Annotated in this window: 16 protein-coding genes; 7 read left to right on the top strand and 9 right to left on the bottom strand. The window is 70.0% G+C overall.

The window, feature by feature from the left end; all coding sequences use genetic code 11:
* The first annotated feature begins 9 nt into the window (after positions 1-9).
* Genes BLV39_RS06580 through BLV39_RS06565 form a run of 3 tightly spaced genes read left to right on the top strand, consistent with a single transcriptional unit; the run spans position 10 to position 3,274 of the window.
* Positions 10-1,023, top strand: coding sequence for a polyprenyl synthetase family protein (locus BLV39_RS06580; RefSeq protein WP_090788389.1), 1,014 nt, complete (start codon positions 10-12; stop codon positions 1,021-1,023).
* Positions 1,020-2,504: a DUF6923 family protein gene (locus BLV39_RS42830; RefSeq protein ID WP_176984788.1), complete on the top strand. Its 1,485-nt coding sequence runs from the start codon at positions 1,020-1,022 to the stop codon at positions 2,502-2,504. Before BLV39_RS06580 ends, BLV39_RS42830 begins: the two co-directional genes overlap by 4 nt.
* A complete protein-coding gene (locus tag BLV39_RS06565; protein ID WP_176984787.1) occupies positions 2,501-3,274 on the top strand; it encodes a bestrophin-like domain in 774 nt (257 codons plus the stop codon). Before BLV39_RS42830 ends, BLV39_RS06565 begins: the two co-directional genes overlap by 4 nt.
* On the opposite strand, the gene gabT is transcribed toward BLV39_RS06565, so the two are convergent.
* A complete protein-coding gene (gabT, locus tag BLV39_RS06560) occupies positions 3,251-4,534 on the bottom strand; it encodes a 4-aminobutyrate--2-oxoglutarate transaminase (protein ID WP_373315353.1) in 1,284 nt (427 codons plus the stop codon). The genes BLV39_RS06565 and gabT overlap by 24 nt on opposite strands.
* Complete coding sequence (locus BLV39_RS06555; RefSeq protein WP_090788382.1) at positions 4,534-5,970, bottom strand: gamma-aminobutyraldehyde dehydrogenase; 1,437 nt, start codon at positions 5,968-5,970, stop codon at positions 4,534-4,536. The genes gabT and BLV39_RS06555 overlap by 1 nt, the downstream gene beginning before the upstream one ends.
* Before the next feature lie 141 nt (positions 5,971-6,111).
* On the opposite strand from BLV39_RS06555, the gene BLV39_RS06550 reads away from it, so the two are divergent.
* Positions 6,112-7,551 (top strand): aldehyde dehydrogenase family protein, encoded by a 1,440-nt coding sequence (locus tag BLV39_RS06550; RefSeq protein ID WP_090788380.1) that lies wholly within the window; start codon positions 6,112-6,114, stop codon positions 7,549-7,551.
* Between the two features lie 260 nt (positions 7,552-7,811).
* Here BLV39_RS06550 and BLV39_RS06545 read toward each other — a convergent pair whose 3' ends face one another.
* The 7 genes from BLV39_RS06545 to BLV39_RS06515 all read right to left on the bottom strand — a co-directional run bounded on the left by BLV39_RS06545 (position 7,812) and on the right by BLV39_RS06515 (position 15,134).
* The gene (locus tag BLV39_RS06545) at positions 7,812-8,384 is read right to left on the bottom strand and encodes a hypothetical protein (protein WP_090788377.1); all 573 of its coding nucleotides are present in this window, start codon (positions 8,382-8,384) and stop codon (positions 7,812-7,814) included.
* Between the two features lie 91 nt (positions 8,385-8,475).
* Complete coding sequence (locus tag BLV39_RS06540; protein ID WP_090788375.1) at positions 8,476-9,669, bottom strand: saccharopine dehydrogenase family protein; 1,194 nt, start codon at positions 9,667-9,669, stop codon at positions 8,476-8,478.
* The gene (locus BLV39_RS06535; protein WP_090788373.1) at positions 9,669-11,063 is read right to left on the bottom strand and encodes an NAD(P)/FAD-dependent oxidoreductase; all 1,395 of its coding nucleotides are present in this window, start codon (positions 11,061-11,063) and stop codon (positions 9,669-9,671) included. The genes BLV39_RS06540 and BLV39_RS06535 overlap by 1 nt, the downstream gene beginning before the upstream one ends.
* On the bottom strand, positions 11,060-11,851 hold the full coding sequence (locus BLV39_RS06530) for an ABC transporter permease (protein ID WP_090788371.1): 792 nt from the start codon (positions 11,849-11,851) through the stop codon (positions 11,060-11,062). The genes BLV39_RS06535 and BLV39_RS06530 overlap by 4 nt, the downstream gene beginning before the upstream one ends.
* A gap of 1 nt (position 11,852) precedes the next feature.
* Complete coding sequence (locus tag BLV39_RS06525; protein WP_373315352.1) at positions 11,853-12,764, bottom strand: ABC transporter permease; 912 nt, start codon at positions 12,762-12,764, stop codon at positions 11,853-11,855.
* Positions 12,761-13,915: an ABC transporter ATP-binding protein gene (locus BLV39_RS06520; protein WP_090788369.1), complete on the bottom strand. Its 1,155-nt coding sequence runs from the start codon at positions 13,913-13,915 to the stop codon at positions 12,761-12,763. Before BLV39_RS06520 ends, BLV39_RS06525 begins: the two co-directional genes overlap by 4 nt.
* A 1-nt stretch (position 13,916) precedes the next feature.
* On the bottom strand, positions 13,917-15,134 hold the full coding sequence (locus tag BLV39_RS06515; protein WP_090788367.1) for a polyamine ABC transporter substrate-binding protein: 1,218 nt from the start codon (positions 15,132-15,134) through the stop codon (positions 13,917-13,919).
* A 171-nt stretch (positions 15,135-15,305) separates the two neighbouring features.
* On the opposite strand from BLV39_RS06515, the gene BLV39_RS06510 reads away from it, so the two are divergent.
* From BLV39_RS06510 to BLV39_RS06500, 3 genes are all read left to right on the top strand, one after another.
* Positions 15,306-15,806 carry an Lrp/AsnC family transcriptional regulator gene (locus BLV39_RS06510; RefSeq protein ID WP_090791212.1) on the top strand — a complete coding sequence of 167 codons (501 nt, stop codon included), beginning with the start codon at positions 15,306-15,308 and terminating at the stop codon, positions 15,804-15,806.
* Between the two features lie 137 nt (positions 15,807-15,943).
* Complete coding sequence (locus BLV39_RS06505; RefSeq protein ID WP_090788365.1) at positions 15,944-17,290, top strand: aspartate aminotransferase family protein; 1,347 nt, start codon at positions 15,944-15,946, stop codon at positions 17,288-17,290.
* 11 nt (positions 17,291-17,301) lie between these two features.
* Complete coding sequence (locus BLV39_RS06500) at positions 17,302-18,636, top strand: NAD(P)/FAD-dependent oxidoreductase (RefSeq protein WP_090791210.1); 1,335 nt, start codon at positions 17,302-17,304, stop codon at positions 18,634-18,636.
* The last annotated feature ends 62 nt before the right edge of the window (positions 18,637-18,698 follow it).

The following is an 18,698-nucleotide window of genomic DNA, read 5'->3' as shown; positions in this document are numbered from 1 at the left end:
GGTGCAGACGTGACTGTCACCCTGGGAAACCGGTCCACGATCCCGGCACCGCGCCGTGGGTCCGGGGTCTTCGAACGGGCTCGGACGGTCACCGAGCCGGCACTGCGGGCCGCTGTCGACAGCCTGCCGCCGACCACTCGGCGCGCTGTCGGCTACCACTTCGGGTGGTGGGACAGCACGGGCCAGGACCGCTCGGGTACGCCCGGCAAAGCGTTCCGCCCCGCACTGGTGCTGTTGGCCGCGGAAGCGGTCGGCGGCACGCCGGTCGGCATGGCGGCCGTGGCGGCCGTGCCCGCCGCGATCCCGGCCGCCGTCGCAGTGGAGCTGGTGCACCACTTCGCCCAGCTCCGCGAAAAGAACACCACCGTGTCAAGAAGGTTCGGCACCGGTGCGGCCGTCCTGGCCGGCGACGCGCTGCTCGCCCTCGCCTTCGACGTCCTCGCCACCACCGCCCACCCGCGCGCCGCGGCCGCCACCCACACGCTCGGCGCGACCGTCGCCCAGCTCGTCGAGGGACAGGCCGACGACCGCCGCGAGGACGTACGCCTCGACGAATGCTTCCGGATGGCCCGCCGCCGGACCGGCGCCCTGCTGGAGTGCAGCGCGGGGCTGGGCGGGCTGTTCGGGGGCGGCACGCCCGCCCAGGTCGCCGCCCTCCGCGCCTTCGGTGCCGAGCTCGGCCTCGCCATCCAGCTCACCGACGACCGACGGGGCATCTGGGGCACCGGACACCCCGACCTGCGGCACCGCGAGCGCTCCCTGCCCGTGGTCGCCGCGTTGGCCTCCAAGTCCGCCACCGCCGAGCGCATCGCGGACGCCTATAAGACGAAGCATGATCTGTGCAATGTAGAGGCTCACGAGCTGGCCGACGCCCTCGACGCCGATGGCTGGCGCGAGTGGTGTGTCACCGAGTCGGAGCGGCACCTGCGCGCGGCGCTCGACCAGCTCGAGCCCGGCATCACCGCGGAGCGGCGCCAGGATCTGCGTGCGATCGCCCGGCTGGTCGGTGACCGGGACCGGTGAGCCACCGCGTCGCCGCCGCGGTCTGCGCCGCGGCCTTCCTCAGCACCCCGGCACCGGTCTCGGCCGCGCCGAAGCAGCAGCCTACGGTCTGCTCCAACGCCACCTATCTGACTCGCGACCAGCGCCTGACAAGGCTGGACGGCGACGACACCGAGACCCCGATCGCCCGCTTCGACGCACCGTTGGACGCCGTCGCCTACGTGCCCGCCACCGGCGGATTCTGGGCCATCAGCGGCGACCGGGTGGTCAGCTTCGACCAGACCGGCCGGATCACGAAGCGCGCGCCGCTTCCCACCGCGCTTCGGGCGCGGAACGCGACCAGCGCTGCCGCGGGAACCAGCGACCGCTGGATCGTCCGGACCGACCGCGAGGTCGTCACGTACCGGATGCCCGCCCTGAAGGAGCTCGACCGCCACGAGCTCGACGGCCCGGGTGCGGACATCCTGCTAGCGCCTCGGATCGCCGACTGGGACCTCGATCACGGCAAGCTCTACACGATCGCGTCCGGCCAGCTCCTCAGGATCGATCCCCGCACCGGAGCGGCAACGCCGATCGCCACACCAGGCGGGCTGCCCACGACCGGCACCTTCGGCGCGATCGTCATCGATCCACAAGGGACCTTGCACGCGTGGCACGACCAGACGGGCCGCCGCTACGACGTCAAGCTGAGCGACCCGACAACGGCGAAGACCAAAGCCAGCAGCACACCGGCAGCCAGAGCAGACGCCGCAGCATGCCCCGAAGCCTGGGACTACGGCGACGCCAGGGCCCCGTACCCGACGAGCCGTGCGAAGAACGGCCCACGACACAGGATCACCGACGGGCTCACCCTCGGCCGGACCGTCACCGCGGAGACCGACGCCGCCCCGCAGGACCAGGACGACGCCCTCGCCAAGCCCGCGACGGTCGACCCTGACGGCAAACTGACCGTGGACATCACGGTCACGAACCAGACCGGGCACAACGCTCTGCTCGCCGCCTGGCACGACCTCGACGGCAACGGCCGCTTCGACGACCGCGACGTCGTCACCACAACCGTCGCCCCGGGCAAGAAACCCCGCACGGTCACGCTGAGATGGAACGCGAAACCAGGGACATCCACGCTCCGGATCCGCTTGTACGGCGGTCCGCGCGGCTACAACGCACCCTCCCCGAAACCCACCGGCCCAGCGGACAGCGGCGAGGTCGAGGACCACCCGATCATTGCGGAGCCGGCGCCAGCCAGCGAACCGAAGAAACAGAAGCTCGACATACAGAATCTCGCCGGCCCCGCTGCCGCCGCCCCAGCGGTGCCCGACCCCGGGGCCAAGCCCGAGCCCGTGCCGGTCCCCTTCCCCGAGCGCCGCCACCTGCCGGTCGCCGCCAATGCCAGGCCGCACGAGAAGGACCGTCTCCCGCTGACCTGGACGGTCTTCCTGGGGCTGCTGGTGCCAGCCGCGTCCGTCGCCGCGCGCGCGGCCGCCAAGAGAGGAAGTCGATGAACACGCTGCTCGCCGGGATCGCTGTGGTGCTCGCCGCGGCCCTCGCGTCCGTCATCGGGTTCACCATGGTGTCCCGCTGGGTGCCCCGGCGGTGGCGGGTCGCCGACGGCGACGCCGCCGGCACGGTCTATTCGACGATCGGCATGGTGTACGCGATCCTGATCGCGATCGCCGCCATCGCGGTCTGGGAGCCACGCGCCGACGCCGCCAGCAACACCGAGGCGGAGGCGAGCAGTCTGGTCGAGGCGTACTGGTCGGCCAACCGCCTGGCCCCCGCCGACCGCGACGACGTGCGCGGCCTGATCGTCGGCTACCTCCAGGTCGCGGGCGGCTCCGAATGGGAGCACCTGCGGGCCGCGCACAGCGGCACGATGGGTGCCGAGAACCTGTCGACGGAGTTGCGCGAGCGGGTCGACGCCGTGCGCCCCGCTACCGAGTCCGAGCAGGCCGCCCACCAGATGTTGGCGGGGCAGGTCAGCACCGCCGCCACGGCCCGCCGGGCCCGGATCGGCGACGCCGACTCCCGGATGCCGGCTCCGCTCTGGCCGATCCTGATCGGCGGCGCCCTGGTCAGCGTCGGGTTCCTCTACCTGTTCGGCCTGCGCCGCACAGTCCCCAACGGACTGATGTTCGCCACGCTCGGCGGCATGGTCGCGCTCATGCTGTTCGTGCTCTACCAGGTGGAACTGCCGTACAGCAGAGGGTTCGCGGTCGATCCGGGTGCGTTGCAGGCGGCTTTGGAGACGTTACGGGGCACCGACGGCGTCTAGCGACGCCGCCAGCACGTCCAGACCGCGTTCCAGGGTGCTGTCGTCGATCACCAGCGGCGGCAGGAAGCGCAGCACGTTGCCGTACGTGCCGCAGGTCAGCGTGAGCAGCCCGCGACGGTGACATTCCGCCGACACCGCCCCGGTGGTCACCGGATCGGGGGTCAGCGTGCCCGGCTGGGTGATCTCGATGGCCTGCATGGCGCCCCGGCCACGTACCTCGGCGATCCGCGGGTCCGCGGCGGCCAGGTCGCGGAGCCGGCCGCCCAACGTCAGGTCGATCCGCCGGGCCGAGGTGACCAGGTCAAGCTCGCGCATCGTCTCGATCGAGGCGAGCGCCGCCGCGCAGGCCAGCGGGTTTCCGCCGTACGTGCCGCCCAGGCCGCCCGGATGCACCGCGTCCATGATGTCGGCCCGGCCGGTCACCGCGCCCAGCGGCAACCCGCCGGCGATGCCCTTGGCCAGGGTCATCAGGTCGGGCACCACGCCCTCGTGCGACGACGCGAACCAGTCACCCGTACGGCAGAAGCCGGTCTGGATCTCGTCGGCGATGAACACCGCACCCGCGTCGCGGGCCCACGCGGACAACGCCGGCAGGAACCCCGGCGCCGGCACCACGAAGCCGCCCTCGCCCTGGATCGGCTCGACCAACACCGCCGCGACGTTGGTCGCGCCGATCTGCGACGCGACTAGCTCCAGCGCGCGGGCGGCGGCGTCGGCACCGGAGAGCCCGCCGTCGCGCAGCGGGTAGGACATCGGCACCCGGTAGACCTCGCCGGCGAAGGGGCCGAAGCGGTGCTTGTACGGCATGTTCTTCGCTGTCAGCGCCATCGTCAGGTTGGTCCGGCCGTGGTACGCGTGGTCGAACACCACCACCGCGGTGCGCCCGGTCGCGTGCCGGGCGATCTTCACCGCGTTCTCCACGGCCTCGGCGCCGGAGCTGACCAGCATCGACCGCTTCTCGACCTCGCCCGGAGTCAGCGCGTTGAGGGTCTCGCAGACCGACACGTAGAGCTCGTACGGCGCCACCATGAAGCAGGTGTGGGTGAACCGCTCGACCTGCTCGCGCACGGCCGCCACGACGCGCGGCGCCGAGTTGCCCACCGAGGTCACGGCGATCCCCGAGGCGAAGTCGATCCACTCGTTGCCGTCGACATCGGTCAGCGTCCCGCCGCTCGCGCGATCCACATAGGAGTTGATGACCGAGCTGACGCCGCGGGCCACCGCCCCGGTGCGCCGCTTGTGCAGGTCCGACGAGGCCATCAGCCCTCCAGGTTGTGCATCACGTGCTTGAGCCGGGTGTAGTCCTCCAGGCTGTAGACCGACAGGTCCTTGCCGTGGCCGGAGTGCTTGAACCCGCCGTGCGGCATCTCGGAGACGAACGGGATGTGCGTGTTGACCCAGACGCAGCCGAAGTCGAGCCGCCGGGTCATCCGCATCGCCCGACCGTGGTCGCGCGTCCAGACCGAGGCGGACAGGCCGTATTCGACGCCGTTGGCCCACCGGACGGCCTCGTCCTCGTCGGTGAACCGCTGCACGGTGATCACCGGCCCGAACACCTCGTCCTGGATGATCTCGTCCTGCTGGCGTACGCCGGAGACCACCGTCGGCGAGTAGAAGTAGCCCCGGTCGCCGACCCGCGCGCCACCGACCTCGAGCGAGGCGTGGTCGGGCAGCCGATCGACGAAGCCGGTGACCCGGCCGAGCTGGTTGGCGTTGTTGAGCGGGCCGTAGAGCACGTCCTCCTCGTCGGGCCCGCCGGTCTTCGTGGCGCGGGCCTGCTCGACGAGCGCGGCGAGGAAGTCGTCGTGGATGCCGGGACCGGCCAGCACCCGGGTCGCGGCGGTGCAGTCCTGGCCCGCGTTGAAGTAGCCGCCGATCGCGATCGCCTCGGCCGCCGCGGCCACGTCGGCGTCGTCGAACAGCACGACCGGCGCCTTCCCGCCCAGCTCCAGGTGGGTGCGCTTGAGATCCGGAGCGGCGGCCGCGGCCACCTCCTTGCCGGCGCGGGTCGAGCCGGTGATGGAGACGAGCTGCGGCACGGGGTGCGACACGACCGCACGGCCGGTGTCCCGGTCGCCGGTGACCACATTGAAGACGCCGGCCGGGAAGAACTCGGACGCGATCTCGGCGAGCAGCAGCGTGCTGACCGGCGTCGTGTCGCTCGGCTTGAGGACCACACAGTTGCCGGCCGCCAGCGCCGGGGCGATCTTCCAGATGGCCATCATCAGCGGGTAGTTCCACGGCGTCACCTGGCCGACGACGCCGAGCGGCTCGCGGCGCACGTACGACGTGTGTCCGGCCAGGTATTCGCCCGCCGACCGGCCCTCCAGCATGCGGGCGGCGCCGGCGAAGAACCGAAGCTCGTCGACCGCCGGCGGCAGCTCCTCCTCGGTGGTGAGCTGGCGGGGCTTGCCGGTGTTGCGCACCTCGGCGTCGACCAGCTCGGCGGCCCGGGACTCGACCGCGTCGGCGAACTTGAGCAGTGCGAGCTGCCGCTGCGCCGGGGTCACGTCACGCCAGCTCTCGAACGCCGTCGCGGCCGCCGTCATCGCCCGATCCACGTCAGCCGGGCCGGAGATCGGCGCCTGCGCGAAGACCTCGCCGGTGCACGGGTCGACCAGGTCGCTGAAGTTGCCGTCGACCGGGTCGACGTAGTCACCGTTGACGAAGTTGCGCAACTGCTGCTTGTCGCTCATGGTGGGCGTCTCCAGGCTGGGGGGCGGGCTTGGTCAAGGACGTTTTCGCAACCCACACGCCATCTTCGCGACCGAATCCGTTGCTTGCAAGGTCTATCGCCACCGTTTCCGCGAACCTAGCCGCTGAGTTACGCTGCCGCTGTGGACCAGCGCGCGTTCTACGTAGCAGGCCGGCCCGAGCACGGCACCGATCCGGTGACGGTCCGGCATCCTTTCGACGGCCATGCGGTCGGCACGACCACGGTTGCCACAGCCGAGCAGGTCGAACGCGCGGTCAGCGCGGCGTCGGCCGTCGCGGCTGAGGCGGCGGCTCTTCCGGCACACGCCCGCGCCGCCGCGCTCGACCACGTCTCCGCCCGGCTCAAGGAGCGCGCCGACGAGGTCGCCCACCTGATCACCGCCGAGAACGGCAAGCCGCTGAAATGGGCACGCGCCGAGGCGGCCCGGGCCGTGTCGACGTTCCGCTGGGCGGCCGAGGAAGCCCGCCGGTTCGCCGGCGATCTGCAACGCCTCGACACCGACCCGGCCGCGACGGGCCGCCTGGCCGTGGTCCGCCGCTTCCCGCGCGGCCCGGTCCTCGGCATCGCACCGTTCAACTTCCCGCTCAACCTGGTCGCGCACAAGGTCGCCCCGGCGATCGCGGCGGGCGCGCCGATCATCGTCAAACCGGCGCCGGCCACCCCGCTCAGCGCGCTGCTGCTCGGCGAGATCCTGGCCGAGACCGCGCTGCCGGCGGGGATGTTCTCCGTGCTGCCCCTGCCCAACGAGCGCGCGGCGTCGTTGGTCGAGGACCCGCGCCTCCCGGTGGTCAGCTTCACCGGCTCGGGCCCGGTCGGCGCGTCGATCAGGCGCTCTGTGCCCGACAAACACGTCACGTTGGAACTCGGCGGCAACGCGGCAGTGCTGCTCTGCGAGGACTGGACCGCGGACGCCGACCTGAACTGGGCGGCCGAACGGATCGCGACGTTCTCCAACTACCAGGCGGGGCAGAGCTGCATCGCGGTGCAGCGGGTCTTCGTACACGAGTGGATCTATGACGGTTTCCTGCCCCGCTTGGTCGCGGCCGTCGCGGCGTTGCGCACCGGCGACCCGTCCGACGAGGCGACCGACGTCGGTCCGCTGATCTCCGAGGCGGCGGCGCAGCGGGTCGAGTCGTGGGTGGACGAGGCGGTCACGGCCGGCGCGACGATCGAGGTCGGCGGCTTGCGGGCAGGCGCGACCTATCCGCCGACCGTGCTGTCGCGGCCGCCGAAGGACGCCAAGGTCAGCCGCGAGGAGGTCTTCGGGCCGGTCCTCGTCGTGTCACCGGTCCCGTCCGACCAGGCGGGCTTCGAGGCGATCAACGACTCGGACTACGGCTTGCAGGCGGGCGTCTTCACGCGCAACATCCAGACGGCCTTCACGGCCCACCGCACCCTCGAGGTCGGCGGAATCATCATCGGCGACGTGCCGTCCTATCGCGCCGACCAGATGCCCTATGGCGGGGTCAAGGGGTCCGGCGTCGGGCGCGAGGGGTTGCGGAGCGCGATCGACGACTACACCGAACCCAGGGTCATGGTGCTGACGGATCTTGATCTTTAGAGCCTTGTTTACGCGCGTTCGTCGTAGGCGCGGCCGTTTGCTCCCACGCGCAACGGGCGAGGCCCGAAACCCGTGGCCCCGCCCTGCCGGGTCCGCGGTGGGTAAGGAAGGGCCCCTTGTTAACGCTTTCCGCAGCGCAAGGGACCCTTGTTAACGGCGGCCCTGGTTCGCGTCGCTGTGGGCACTCTGCGCACTCCGGGCGCGCGTTAGCAAGGGGCCCTTCCTATGCGGAAAGCGTTAACAAGGGGCCCTTCCTTGCTCTAGGCGTTCGGGCCGCGGCGGCGGAGTTCGTCTACCGCTCCCATGGCGTCGCGCAGTTCGCCCAACCACTCGTCCGCGTGCTGGCCGACCAGCCGCACGCACCAGGCCAGGGCCTCGGAGCGGCTGCGGGCTACGCCCGCTGCTACCAGGGTGTCCAGGACCTGGCGGTCCGACTGGCGTAGGCGGGTCATCACCGGCGCCGAGAACGTGGTGAACAGGGCCTCCGTCGAGCCGCAGGCCGCGCCCCAGCTGACCTTGCGGCGCCAGCGGTGTTCGATCTGCTGCGCGATCTTGATGCGTTGGTCTCGGGTGTCTTCGCGGTGCTGGGCGATCCGGCCCTGCTCGGCCGACCCGCGGTCGGCGTCGGACGCGTCCTCGCCTAGCTGCGGCGACGGCAGCCGCCCAATGATCATGACCTCGTCGCGGTCGATGGTGACCGCGGGCGGTTCAGTGAACCAGCCGTCCGGCACCGCGCCGGCGATCCAGGCCGCCAGCCCCTCTGCCGGTGGCGGCTCGGCTCGACCGCCACGTCCGCCGCCGCCTGCTTCCCATGGGCCTCGGAAACCCCTCATGGCGCACCTCCTGATTACTTGATTACAGCATTACACCGCTACAGGAGGACGCACAGAGCTAAGCGATCCGCTCTGAGCGAAACAAAAGGGGTCAGCGCATCGCCCACGGCGACCCGTAGGCCACCAGGAGCTCCAGGAACGGCGACGGCGGGAACGCCTCAGGACCGAGGACGCCCGCGCCGGACCAGCCCCCGCCAGACAGCAGCTCCAGCGCGATCACCGGGTTCACCGCGGTCTGCCAGACCACCGCCTGATGCCCGTACTCGCGCATCGACCACTCATTGTCGACCACGTGATAGAGGTAGACCTCGCGCGGCGAGCCAGAGAGATCCGTGCCCTTCACCCACGTGCCCGCGCACGTCTTGCCGCGCATCCGCGGCCCCAGACCAGCCGGGTCCGGCAGGCACGCGGCCACCACGTCGCGCGGCGCCACCGACACGTCGCCGACCTTGACCGGCACGGCCGAGTCGAGCCCGAGCCGGTGCAGCGTCCGCAGCACCGCGATGAAGTCAGCCCCTAGGCCGTACTTGAACGTCACCCGACCCGCGTCGACCCAGCGCGGAATCAACAAAACCTCTTCGTGCTCGACGTTGACGCACTCGACCGGCCCGATGCCCTCCGGGAAGTCGAACACCTCCGGCTCGGAGAACGGCTCCGTCGTGAACCAGCCACGCTCGCGCTCGAACACCACCGGCGGGTTCAGGCACTCCTCGATCGTCGTCCAGATCGAGAACGACGGCGCGAACGTGTGCCCGTCGACCACCAGGTTCGAGCCGTCGCGTACCCCGATCTCGTCGATCGACGTGAACAGCTCGTCGGCCGCGTACCGGGCGAAGATGTCCGACAACCCCGGCTCCACCCCGATGCCGACCAGCGCGAGCCGCCCCGACTCCTCCCACAACGAAGCCGTCGCGAACTGGGCCGCGCCGAGCACGACACCAGTTGACGAATAGGGAGAGACAGGGTGCGGCTGGGACAGCGACATCGCCATGTCGAGATAGTCGGCACCCGCCGCGAACGCACCGTCGAAGATGGACATCACGAACCGCGGGTCCACCGCGTTGAACACATGCGTCGCACCGGCGGCCAGGTCCCGCACCTCGGTCGACGACGACGCGTCAACCTGGGCGGCCGAGAAACGAGGGTCGTCGACCGAGGCCACCACCGCCTGCGCGCGTGCCAGCGAATAGTCGGCCACGACCCAGGACGAGAAGAACGAGCGGCGCGCGGCGATCGCGGCCGCGGCGGCGCCGACCCCGCCCGCGCCGATCTGTAGGACACGCATCAGGAATCGAACCCCAAACCGAGTCTGTCGAGGGTACGCAGCCACAGGTTGCGCCGGCCCTGGTGCGCGTCGGCGTAGGCCATCGACCAGCGGGTCGCGTTGATGACCAGGGAGCGCAAGGGTTCCGGCGGGAAGGGGACCGGGCGGCTGCGTACGAAGTCCAATGTGGTCAAAGGGGTGGAAGAGCCGGACAGCAGGTCCAACGCGACCCGCGCGCCGAACCGGGTGGCGCCTACACCCAGGCCGGTGAACCCGGTCGCATAAGCCAGCCGCCCGCCAAAAGCCGTGCCGAAGAAGGCGCAGAACCGCGTGCAGGTGTCGACCACCCCGCCCCAGCGATGGGTGAAGGTGACGTCCGCCAACTGCGGAAAGGTCTCGAAGAAGTGCTGGGCCAGCGTGTGGAACGTGGGTGCCTCACGGGCCAGCGACGGCGCCATCCGGTTGCCGTAGTGGTAGACGGCGTCGTACCCGCCGAACAGGATCCGGTTGTCGGCGGTCAGCCGGTAGTAGTGGAACTGGTTGCCGGAGTCGGCCAACCCCTGCCGCCGGAGCCAGCCGATCGACGAAAGCTCCGACGCGGTCAGCGGCCGAGTCACGAGCGCATAGTCATAGACCGGCACGACGAAGGCCCGGAGCCGGCGCAGCAACGGCGGGAACGCGTTGGCGGCCAACACGACACCGCCCGCCCGCACCGACCCGCCGCCGCAGCGGGCGACTACCCCCGCCCCGGAGGACGCCAGCCCGGTTACCCGGGTGTGCTCGTAGATGCGCACGCCAAGAGAGAGGCAAGCGTCGCGCAGCCCCCAGGCCAACCGGGCCGGGTCGAGCATGACGGTGCGGTCGCGGTGCCAGACGCCACCGAGGTACGTAGGCGAGGAGACCTCGGAACGCACCTCGTCCCGCCCGAGCACCACCACGTCGTGGCCGAACCGCCGGGCCAGCGCGGCGCCGGAAGCCAGATCCGCGACCTGGTGCGAAGCGGTAGCCAGCTCGATCTCGCCGGTGCGCTCGACGTCGCAACGGATGTCGAACAGCGAGATCGTGGCCAGCAGCCCATCCAGGTTGGCTTGGCCGAGCGTCTCCAAGATGGAGATCTCGTCCGGGAACCGGGCCGCGCCGTTGGCCAGGCCGTGGGTAAGCGACGTCGCACAGAACCCGCCGTTGCGGCCGGACGCCGCCCACCCGCAGGTGCCGGCCTCGACCAGCACGACATCGCGGCCGGGGTCGTCCTGCTTCGCTTGCAGCGCCGCCCAAAGGCCGGCGTAACCCCCGCCGACGACCAGCAGGTCGGCTTCCACAGAGCCAGAGAGCGGTGGCAGCGGGTCGGGGCGCTCGGGACGGTCGAGCCAGAAGACCCGGGGCTGCGCGTCCGCGAGCGCCCGACCGACGTTCATGCCACTCGCGCCCCCCGCCGCCGTCGCACGTTCGTCGCCAGCACCAGCAGCAGCGCGATCGCGAACATGGCCGTGCCGATCACGTTGACCTGCGGCGGGATGCCTCGCTGGTTGGCACCCCAAACGTACATGGGGAAGGTCACCGTGTTGCCCGAGTTGAAGTTCGTGATGATGAAGTCGTCGAAGGACAGCGAGAACGCGAGCAGGGCCGCGGCGACGATGCCGGGCAGCACCAGCGGCAGGGTGATCCGCCGGAAGGTCTGGAAGGGCGTCGCGTAGAGGTCCATCGCCGCCTCTTCCAACCGGGCGTCCATGCCGGCCAGCCGCGCCTTGACCGTGACCACCACGAACGAGACGCAGAACATCACGTGCGCGATCAGGATTGTCACGAAGCCGAGTTGGAGGCCGCCCGCGGTGAACAGCGCCAGCAGCGACGTGCCCATCACGAGCTCGGGGGTCGCCATCGGCAGGAAGATCAGCAGGTTGGTCAGGCTCCGGCCGCGGAACCGGTGCCGGGCCAGCGCGAACGCCATCAGCGTGCCGAGGATGGTCGCGAACAGCGTGGAAAGGAGGCCGATCCAGGCCGAGCGTCCGACGGCGTCGCAGAGGTCGGCCGGGCCGCACAGGTTGGTCCAGTTGTCGGTCGTGAACGCGTTGAAGTCGTACGACAGCCGGTTCGAGGGGCGGTTGAACGACAGGCCGGCGACGACCGCGATCGGCAGGAACAGGTAGAGCAGCACCATGAGGCCGACTGTCATCACCCAGTGGTCGGCGAGCCAACGCCTCATCTCAGACCACCTCGTCAGTGCCGGAGCGGCGTACGTAGGTGAAGACGATCACCAGGATGATCGCCATCAGGAGGAACGACAGCGCCGCGCCCTGGGGTGGCTCCTGCCGGGACAGGAACGCCGAGTTCACCACGTTGCCGACCATGTTGGTGTTGGTGTTGCCGAGCAGCGCGGCGTTGATGTAGTCGCCGACCGCCGGGATGAAGAACAGCAGCGTGCCCGCGACCAGGCCGGGCATCGACAGCGGCAGGGTGACCTTGACGAACGTGCGGGTCGGGCTGGCGTACAGGTCGCCGGCCGCCTCGAGCAGCCGGTAGTCGAGCCGTTCGAGGCTGGCGTAGAGGGGCAACACCAGGAACGGCAGGAAGTTGTACGTCAGGCCGAGGATCACCGCCGCCGGCGTCGCGAGCAGCCGGCCGTCGTCGCCGAGCAGGCCGATGTCGCGCAGGAAGCCGACGAGCCAGCCGTTGTCCGACAGGATCGTCTTCCAGGCCAGCGTGCGCACCAGGAAGCTGGTGAACATCGGCGCGACCACGCAGACCAGCAGCACGTTCTTCCAGCGGCCGGCCTTCTGGGCGATCGCGTACGCCAGCGGGTAACCGATGACGATGCCGATCACCGTGGCGATCGCGGCGTAGCCGAACGAGCGCACGATCTGCGGCCAGGCGTACTCGATGGCGTCCGGGTAGTTGCTGAACTCCCACGTCATCGCGTAGCCGGCGGTCACGGAGCCGGACGGGTCGTAGAGGCTGGTCGCGCCGAGCTGGATCGTCGGCACGACGAAGAACAGGAACAGCCAGGCGGCGCCGGGGAGCAGCAGCAGGTACGGCAGAGCGCGCCTGCGGTCTCGCCGTTCCGCGCCTCCTCCTTTTGCATCGACCGGGCGCGGGCCGACGCCGGTCAGCAGGGTCACGACCCGACCCCGACCGTGTCAGGTGAGTCCAGCAGCGGCGTGGTCTGGTCACCCTCGCCGGGCGCGCGCTCCAGCAGGAACGCGTGGTGCGGGTTCCAGTGCGCCGTCACCTGGGAGCCGACGGCCAACTGCGTCGCGTCACCGCCGTTGGGTGCGAAGACCGCGAGCTCGGTGCCCCAGCCGGTGCGCACGAGATACTGGGTGCTGACGCCCACATAGGACGAGTCGGTGACCACGCCGGCCACAAACTGGTGGCCGGCCGGCACGGCCGCGCCGGCGGGGACCAGGGCCAGCTTCTCCGGGCGTACGCCGAGGAAGACCGGACCCCGGTCGGTGCGGGACCGCACGGCCGGCACGGCGAACCGCTGCTCGTAGGCCGCGACCTGGACGACGTCGCCGGAGCGCCCAGCGGCCTCACCGGCCAGCAGGTTGGACTGGCCGAGGAAGTTCGCGACGAAGGCGGTCGCCGGGTACTCGTAGATCTCCGCGGGGCGGCCGAGCTGCTCGATCTTCCCGGCGTTCATCACAGCGACCGTGTCGGCCATCGTCATGGCCTCCTCCTGGTCGTGCGTGACGTGCACGAAGGTGATGCCGACCTCGGTCTGGATGCGCTTGAGCTCGATCTGCATCTGCCGGCGCAGCTTGAGGTCCAGTGCGCCGAGCGGCTCGTCGAGCAGCAGCACCTGCGGGTGGTTGATCAACGCCCGGGCCAGCGCGACCCGCTGCTGCTGGCCGCCGGAGAGCTCGGCCGGCTTGCGCTTGCCGAACCCGCCCAACTGGACGAGCTCCAGCATCTTGTCGACCTGTTCTTTGACCTGGCGAAGCTTGCGCCGGCGCAGCCCGAACGCCACGTTCTCGAACACGTCCAGGTGCGGGAACAGCGCGTAGCTCTGGAACACGGTGTTGACCGGTCGCTGGTACGGACGCAGCCGGGTGATATCGCGGTCGCCCAGCCGGATCTCGCCGGTGGTCGGCTCCTCCAGCCCGGCCACCATCCGCAACGTGGTGGTCTTGCCGCAGCCGGACGCACCGAGCAGCGCGAAGAACGCGCCCTGCGGGACGGTCAGGCTCAGGTCGTCGACGGCGGTGAACTCGCCGAACCGCTTGGTGACGTTGGTGATCCGCAGGTCGCCGGTCTCGGGGGTCGTCATCTCAGGCTCCGATGACCCGCTGGAACGCGGACTCGTACTCACGTTCCTCGGCCTCGGTCAGCGCCTTGAAGACCTTGGTCTTCGCGAGCAGCGCGTCGTCCGGGAAGATCAGCGGATTGGCCGCCAACTCCGGCTCGGTCTTCGCCATCTCTTCCTTGGCGCCGACGACCGGGCAGATGTAGTTGACGTACGCGGCCAGCTCGGCGGCCACCGCCGGGTCGTAGTAGTAGTCCAGGAACGCCTCGGCGTTGCCCTTGTGCGCGGCCTTGTTGGGCACCGACGAGTTGTCGGAGTAGAGCATCGCGCCGCTCTCCGGCGCCACGAACTTCACCTTCGGGTCCTCGAGGCCGAGCTGGATGATGTCGCCGGACCAGCCGATGCACGCCGCGATGTCGCCCTTGGCCAGATCCGGTGCGTAGTCGTTGCCCGTGAACCGGCGGATCTGCCCGGCGTCGACCGCCTTCTGCAGCTTGTTGATCGCGTCATCGAACTGCGCCTTGGTGAAGTCCGACGGGTTGTGCCCGTTGGACTGCAGGATCAGCCCCATCGTGTCGCGCATCTCGGTCAGCGCCGTCACCTTGCCCTTCAGATCGGGCCGGGTCAGCAGCTCGTCGACCGTCTTGATCTCCTTGGTGACGTTGCCGTTGTAGGCGAGGCCCGCCAGGCCCGACTGCCACGGCACCGCGTACTCGTTGTTCTTGTCGAACGGGCGGCCCTTCAGCGAGGGCAGCAGGTTCTTCTGGAAGTTCGGCATCTTCGCGGCGTCGAGCTTCTGCAACCAGCCGAGCCGGATCATCCGGGCCGTCATCCAGTCGGTGAGCACGATGACGTCGCGGTCGGTCGGCTGGCACTCGGTGAGCTGGTTCTGTACCTTGCCGAAGAACTCGTTGTTGTCGTTGATGTCTTCCGTGTAGCTGACGTTGATTCCGGTCTTCTGTTCGAAAGCGACGAGGGTCGGGCGCTTCGACTCGTCTTTATCGTCGACATCGATATATTGCGGCCAGTTAGAGACGGTGAGCGTCTTCTCCGAGCCGGAACTGTCTTCGCTGACGCAGCTCGACTCCGTCTGCTGCGCACCCTTGGTGCCGCAGGCGGCGAGCGCGCCACCGGAGACCGCCAGAGCTCCGGTAGCGAGCGCACCCCGCATCAGGGTGCGACGGGACAGGGAGAGCAGGGCCGCGGCCTCGGGGGACAGCGGCGGACGCGAGCGATTGCGCATCGGGGGCTCCCGGGTTCGGTCTAGTTGGGGGGATCTAGACGACGACCGATCCTGACATGCGATAACCCCTGTCACAAGGGATTCCGTTGCCACTCTCGTAGTTGACGACGAAATACGGAAGACTTGGCTCTGTAATGCACGTCCTTTACTGAGGAGGATCTCGAGATGGGCATGTCGGGCAACGGGGCGGGTCCCCGCCGGGCTTTGGTCCGCGATGGGGCCAGCCACGCACTGCTCGACGACGTCGCCAAACAGATCATCGAGCAACTTCAGGAAGACGGGCGGCGGCCGTACGCGTCGATCGGCAAGGCGGTCGGGCTTTCCGAGGCGGCGGTCCGGCAACGGGTGCAGCGCCTGCTCGACGCCGGGGTGATGCAGATCGTCGCGGTGACCGACCCGCTCCAGCTCGGCTTCCCACGCCAGGCGATGATCGGGCTGCGCGTCTCCGGCGACCTCGAGCAGGTGGCCGACCGGCTGGCCGAGTTCCACGAGGTCGACTACGTGGTGATCACCGCGGGCTCGTTCGACCTGCTGTGCGAGGTGGTGTGCCGCGACGACGACCACCTGCTGGAGATCCTCAAGCGGCTCCGGACGGTCGAGGGCGTGCTCTCGACGGAGGCTTTCGTCTATCTCAAGCTGCGCAAGCAGACCTATTCCTGGGGTACGGCCTAGCCTTTGCCGACTGCGGATTTCGTGGCGTTCTTGGCTTCCGACCTCCGTAAGCCTTGCCTGACGGTCGGTTTTTGTGCGATAACCGTTGTAGGTGCTGTGAGCTCACCAGCTCGCACGACGACGCGATGGGGATACCGATGGCCAACGCCACCGACCACCTGTGGATGCATTTCACCCGGATGTCCAGTTATCGCGACGGGGAGGTACCCACGATCGTCCGCGGCGACGGCGCGTACGTCTGGGACGACCAGGGCCGCCGTTACCTCGACGGGCTGTCCGGCCTGTTCGTGGTCAACGCCGGCCACGGCCGCACGGAGCTAGCCGACGCCGCCGCCAAGCAGGCGGCCGAGTTGGCGTTCTTCCCGCTCTGGTCCTACGCCCACCCGACCGCGGTCGAGCTGGCGGAGCGGATCGCGTCCCTGACGCCGGGTGATCTCAACCGGGTGTTCTTCACGACCGGTGGGTCCGAGGCGGTCGAAACGGCGTGGAAGCTGGCGCGCGCCTACTTCAAGCGGGTCGGCAAGCCGAACAAGCACAAGGTGGTCAGCCGGCACATCGCCTACCACGGCACCTCGATGGGCGCGCTGTCGATCACCGGCCTGCCCGGCATCAAGGCCGACTTCGAGCCGCTGGTGCCGGGCGGGATCAAGGTGCCGAACACGAACTTCTACCGGGCGCCGGAGCACGGTTCGTCCGAGGTTGATTTCGGGCGGTGGGCCGCCGAGGAGATCGCCCGGGCTATCGAGCGCGAGGGTCCGGACACGGTCGCAGCGGTCTTCCTGGAGCCGGTGCAGAACTCGGGTGGCTGCTTCCCGCCGCCGCCTGGGTATTTCGCGCGTGTCCGGGAGATCTGCGACGCCTATGACGTCCTGCTGGTCTCCGACGAGGTGATCTGCGCCTGGGGTCGGCTGGGCTACTACTTCGGCGCTGAGCGGTATGGCTACCAGCCGGACATCATCACCACGGCGAAGGGCCTGACCTCCGGGTACGCGCCGCTGGGCGCGATGATCGCGACGGACCGGCTGATCGAGCCGTTCCTCGCGTCGACGGAGATGTTCGCGCACGGCATCACGTTCGGCGGGCACCCGGTGTCGTGCGCGGTGGCGTTGGCCAACCTGGACGTGTTCGCGCGCGAGGACCTGACCGGTCACGTGCGGGCCACCGAAGCGGCCTTCCGGTCCACTCTGGAGAAGCTGCTCGACCTGCCGATCGTCGGTGACGTCCGGGGTGACGGCTACTTCTACGGGATCGAGCTCGTCAAGGACAAGGCGACCAAGGCGACGTTCGACGAGGCGGAGTCCGAGCGACTCCTGCGCGGCTTCCTGTCGTCGGCGCTGTTCCAGGCCGGTCTCTATTGCCGGGCCGACGACCGCGGAGACCCGGTGGTGCAGTTGGCGCCGCCGCTGATCTGCGAGCAGCAGCAGTTCGACGAGATGGAGCAGATCCTGCGCACGGTGCTGACGGAGGCGTGGCAGCGCCTGTGATCTCGTACTGGATGGGCCCGCCGCCGGAGTTGCGGCCTCCCCTACCGGGTTCCGTCTCGTGCGACGTGGCGATCGTGGGTGCGGGCTTCACCGGGCTGTGGACGGCGTACTACCTGAGCTTGTTGGATCCGTCGCTCCGGGTCGTGGTGCTGGAGAGCGCATACGCCGGCTTCGGCGCGTCCGGGCGCAACGGGGGTTGGTGTTCGGCGCTGCTGCCGTCGTCACTGCCCGCGTTGGCCCGGCGCCACGGCCGCTCGGCGGCGATAGCGTTCCAGCAGGCGATGAACGCGACCGTCGACGAGGTCGGCCGGGTGTGCGCGGCCGAGAACATCGCGTGCGACTTCCACAAGGGCGGGACGGTGTCGGTGGCCCGGTCACCGGCCCAGCTCTCCCGGGCGTCCGCGACTGTCTCGTCGTACGCCTCGTTCGGGTTCGACGAGGTGTCGCTGCTGTCGGCGGGCGACGCGTCGTCCCGGCTCGGGGCGACGTCGGTGCTGGGCGGGGTGTTCACGCCCCATTGCGCGGCCATCCAGCCGGCGGCGTTGGTGCGGGGGTTGGCGTCGGTGGTCGCGGCGCGCGGGGTCTCTCTTTACGAGGGCACGCCGGTGACCTCGTTGCGGCCGGGCGCTGCGGTCACGCCGTTCGGCACCGTGCGGGCCGAGGTCGTGGTCCGGGCGACGGAGGGTTACACGGCGGGGCTGCCCGGCTATCGGCGAGCGGTGGCGCCGGTCTACTCGCTGATGGTGGCGACGCCTCCGTTGCCCGAGTCGACCTGGGACGCGATCGGGTTGGCGGACCGGGAGACGTTCACGGACTTCCGCCACCTGATCATCTACGGCCAGCGCACGGCTGACGGGCGGCTGGCCTTCGGCGGGCGGGGCGCGCCGTACCACTTCGGCTCGTCGGTCTCTCCGTCGTTCGATCGGGAGCCTTCGGTTTTCACTGCTTTGCGCGAAACCTTGGGGGCGCTGTTTCCGGTGCTCGGGCCGGTCGCGGAGATCTCACACGCATGGGGCGGGCCGCTGGGGGTCACCCGCGACTGGACGGCATCGGTGGGCCTGGACCGGGCGTCGGGGCTGGCCTGGGCGGGCGGATACGTCGGGGACGGGGTGGGAACCAGCAACCTGGCGGGTCGGACGCTGGCTGACCTGATCCTCGGGGTGTCGTCGGACCTGGTCGAGCTGCCTTGGGTGGGGCATCGGTCGCGGTCTTGGGAGCCGGAGCCGTTGCGGTGGCTGGGCATCAACGCGGCCCTGCGAGCGACGGCCTCCGCCGACGCGGCCGAGGCCCGCACAGGCCGCGCCGCACGCCGAGCGGATCTGATCCACCGTTTGGTCAGCGGCTAGCCGAACCGCCAGACGGTGGTTCGTGGGCGGCGGCAGTCGGATTCTGCTGGTTATCGCCGGCA

The sequence above is a fragment of the Asanoa ishikariensis genome, assembly GCF_900107455.1.
Lineage (GTDB): Bacteria > Actinomycetota > Actinomycetes > Mycobacteriales > Micromonosporaceae > Asanoa > Asanoa ishikariensis.
Note: the sequence above shows the minus strand (reverse complement) of the source record. Positions and strands in the feature narration are given on the sequence as shown.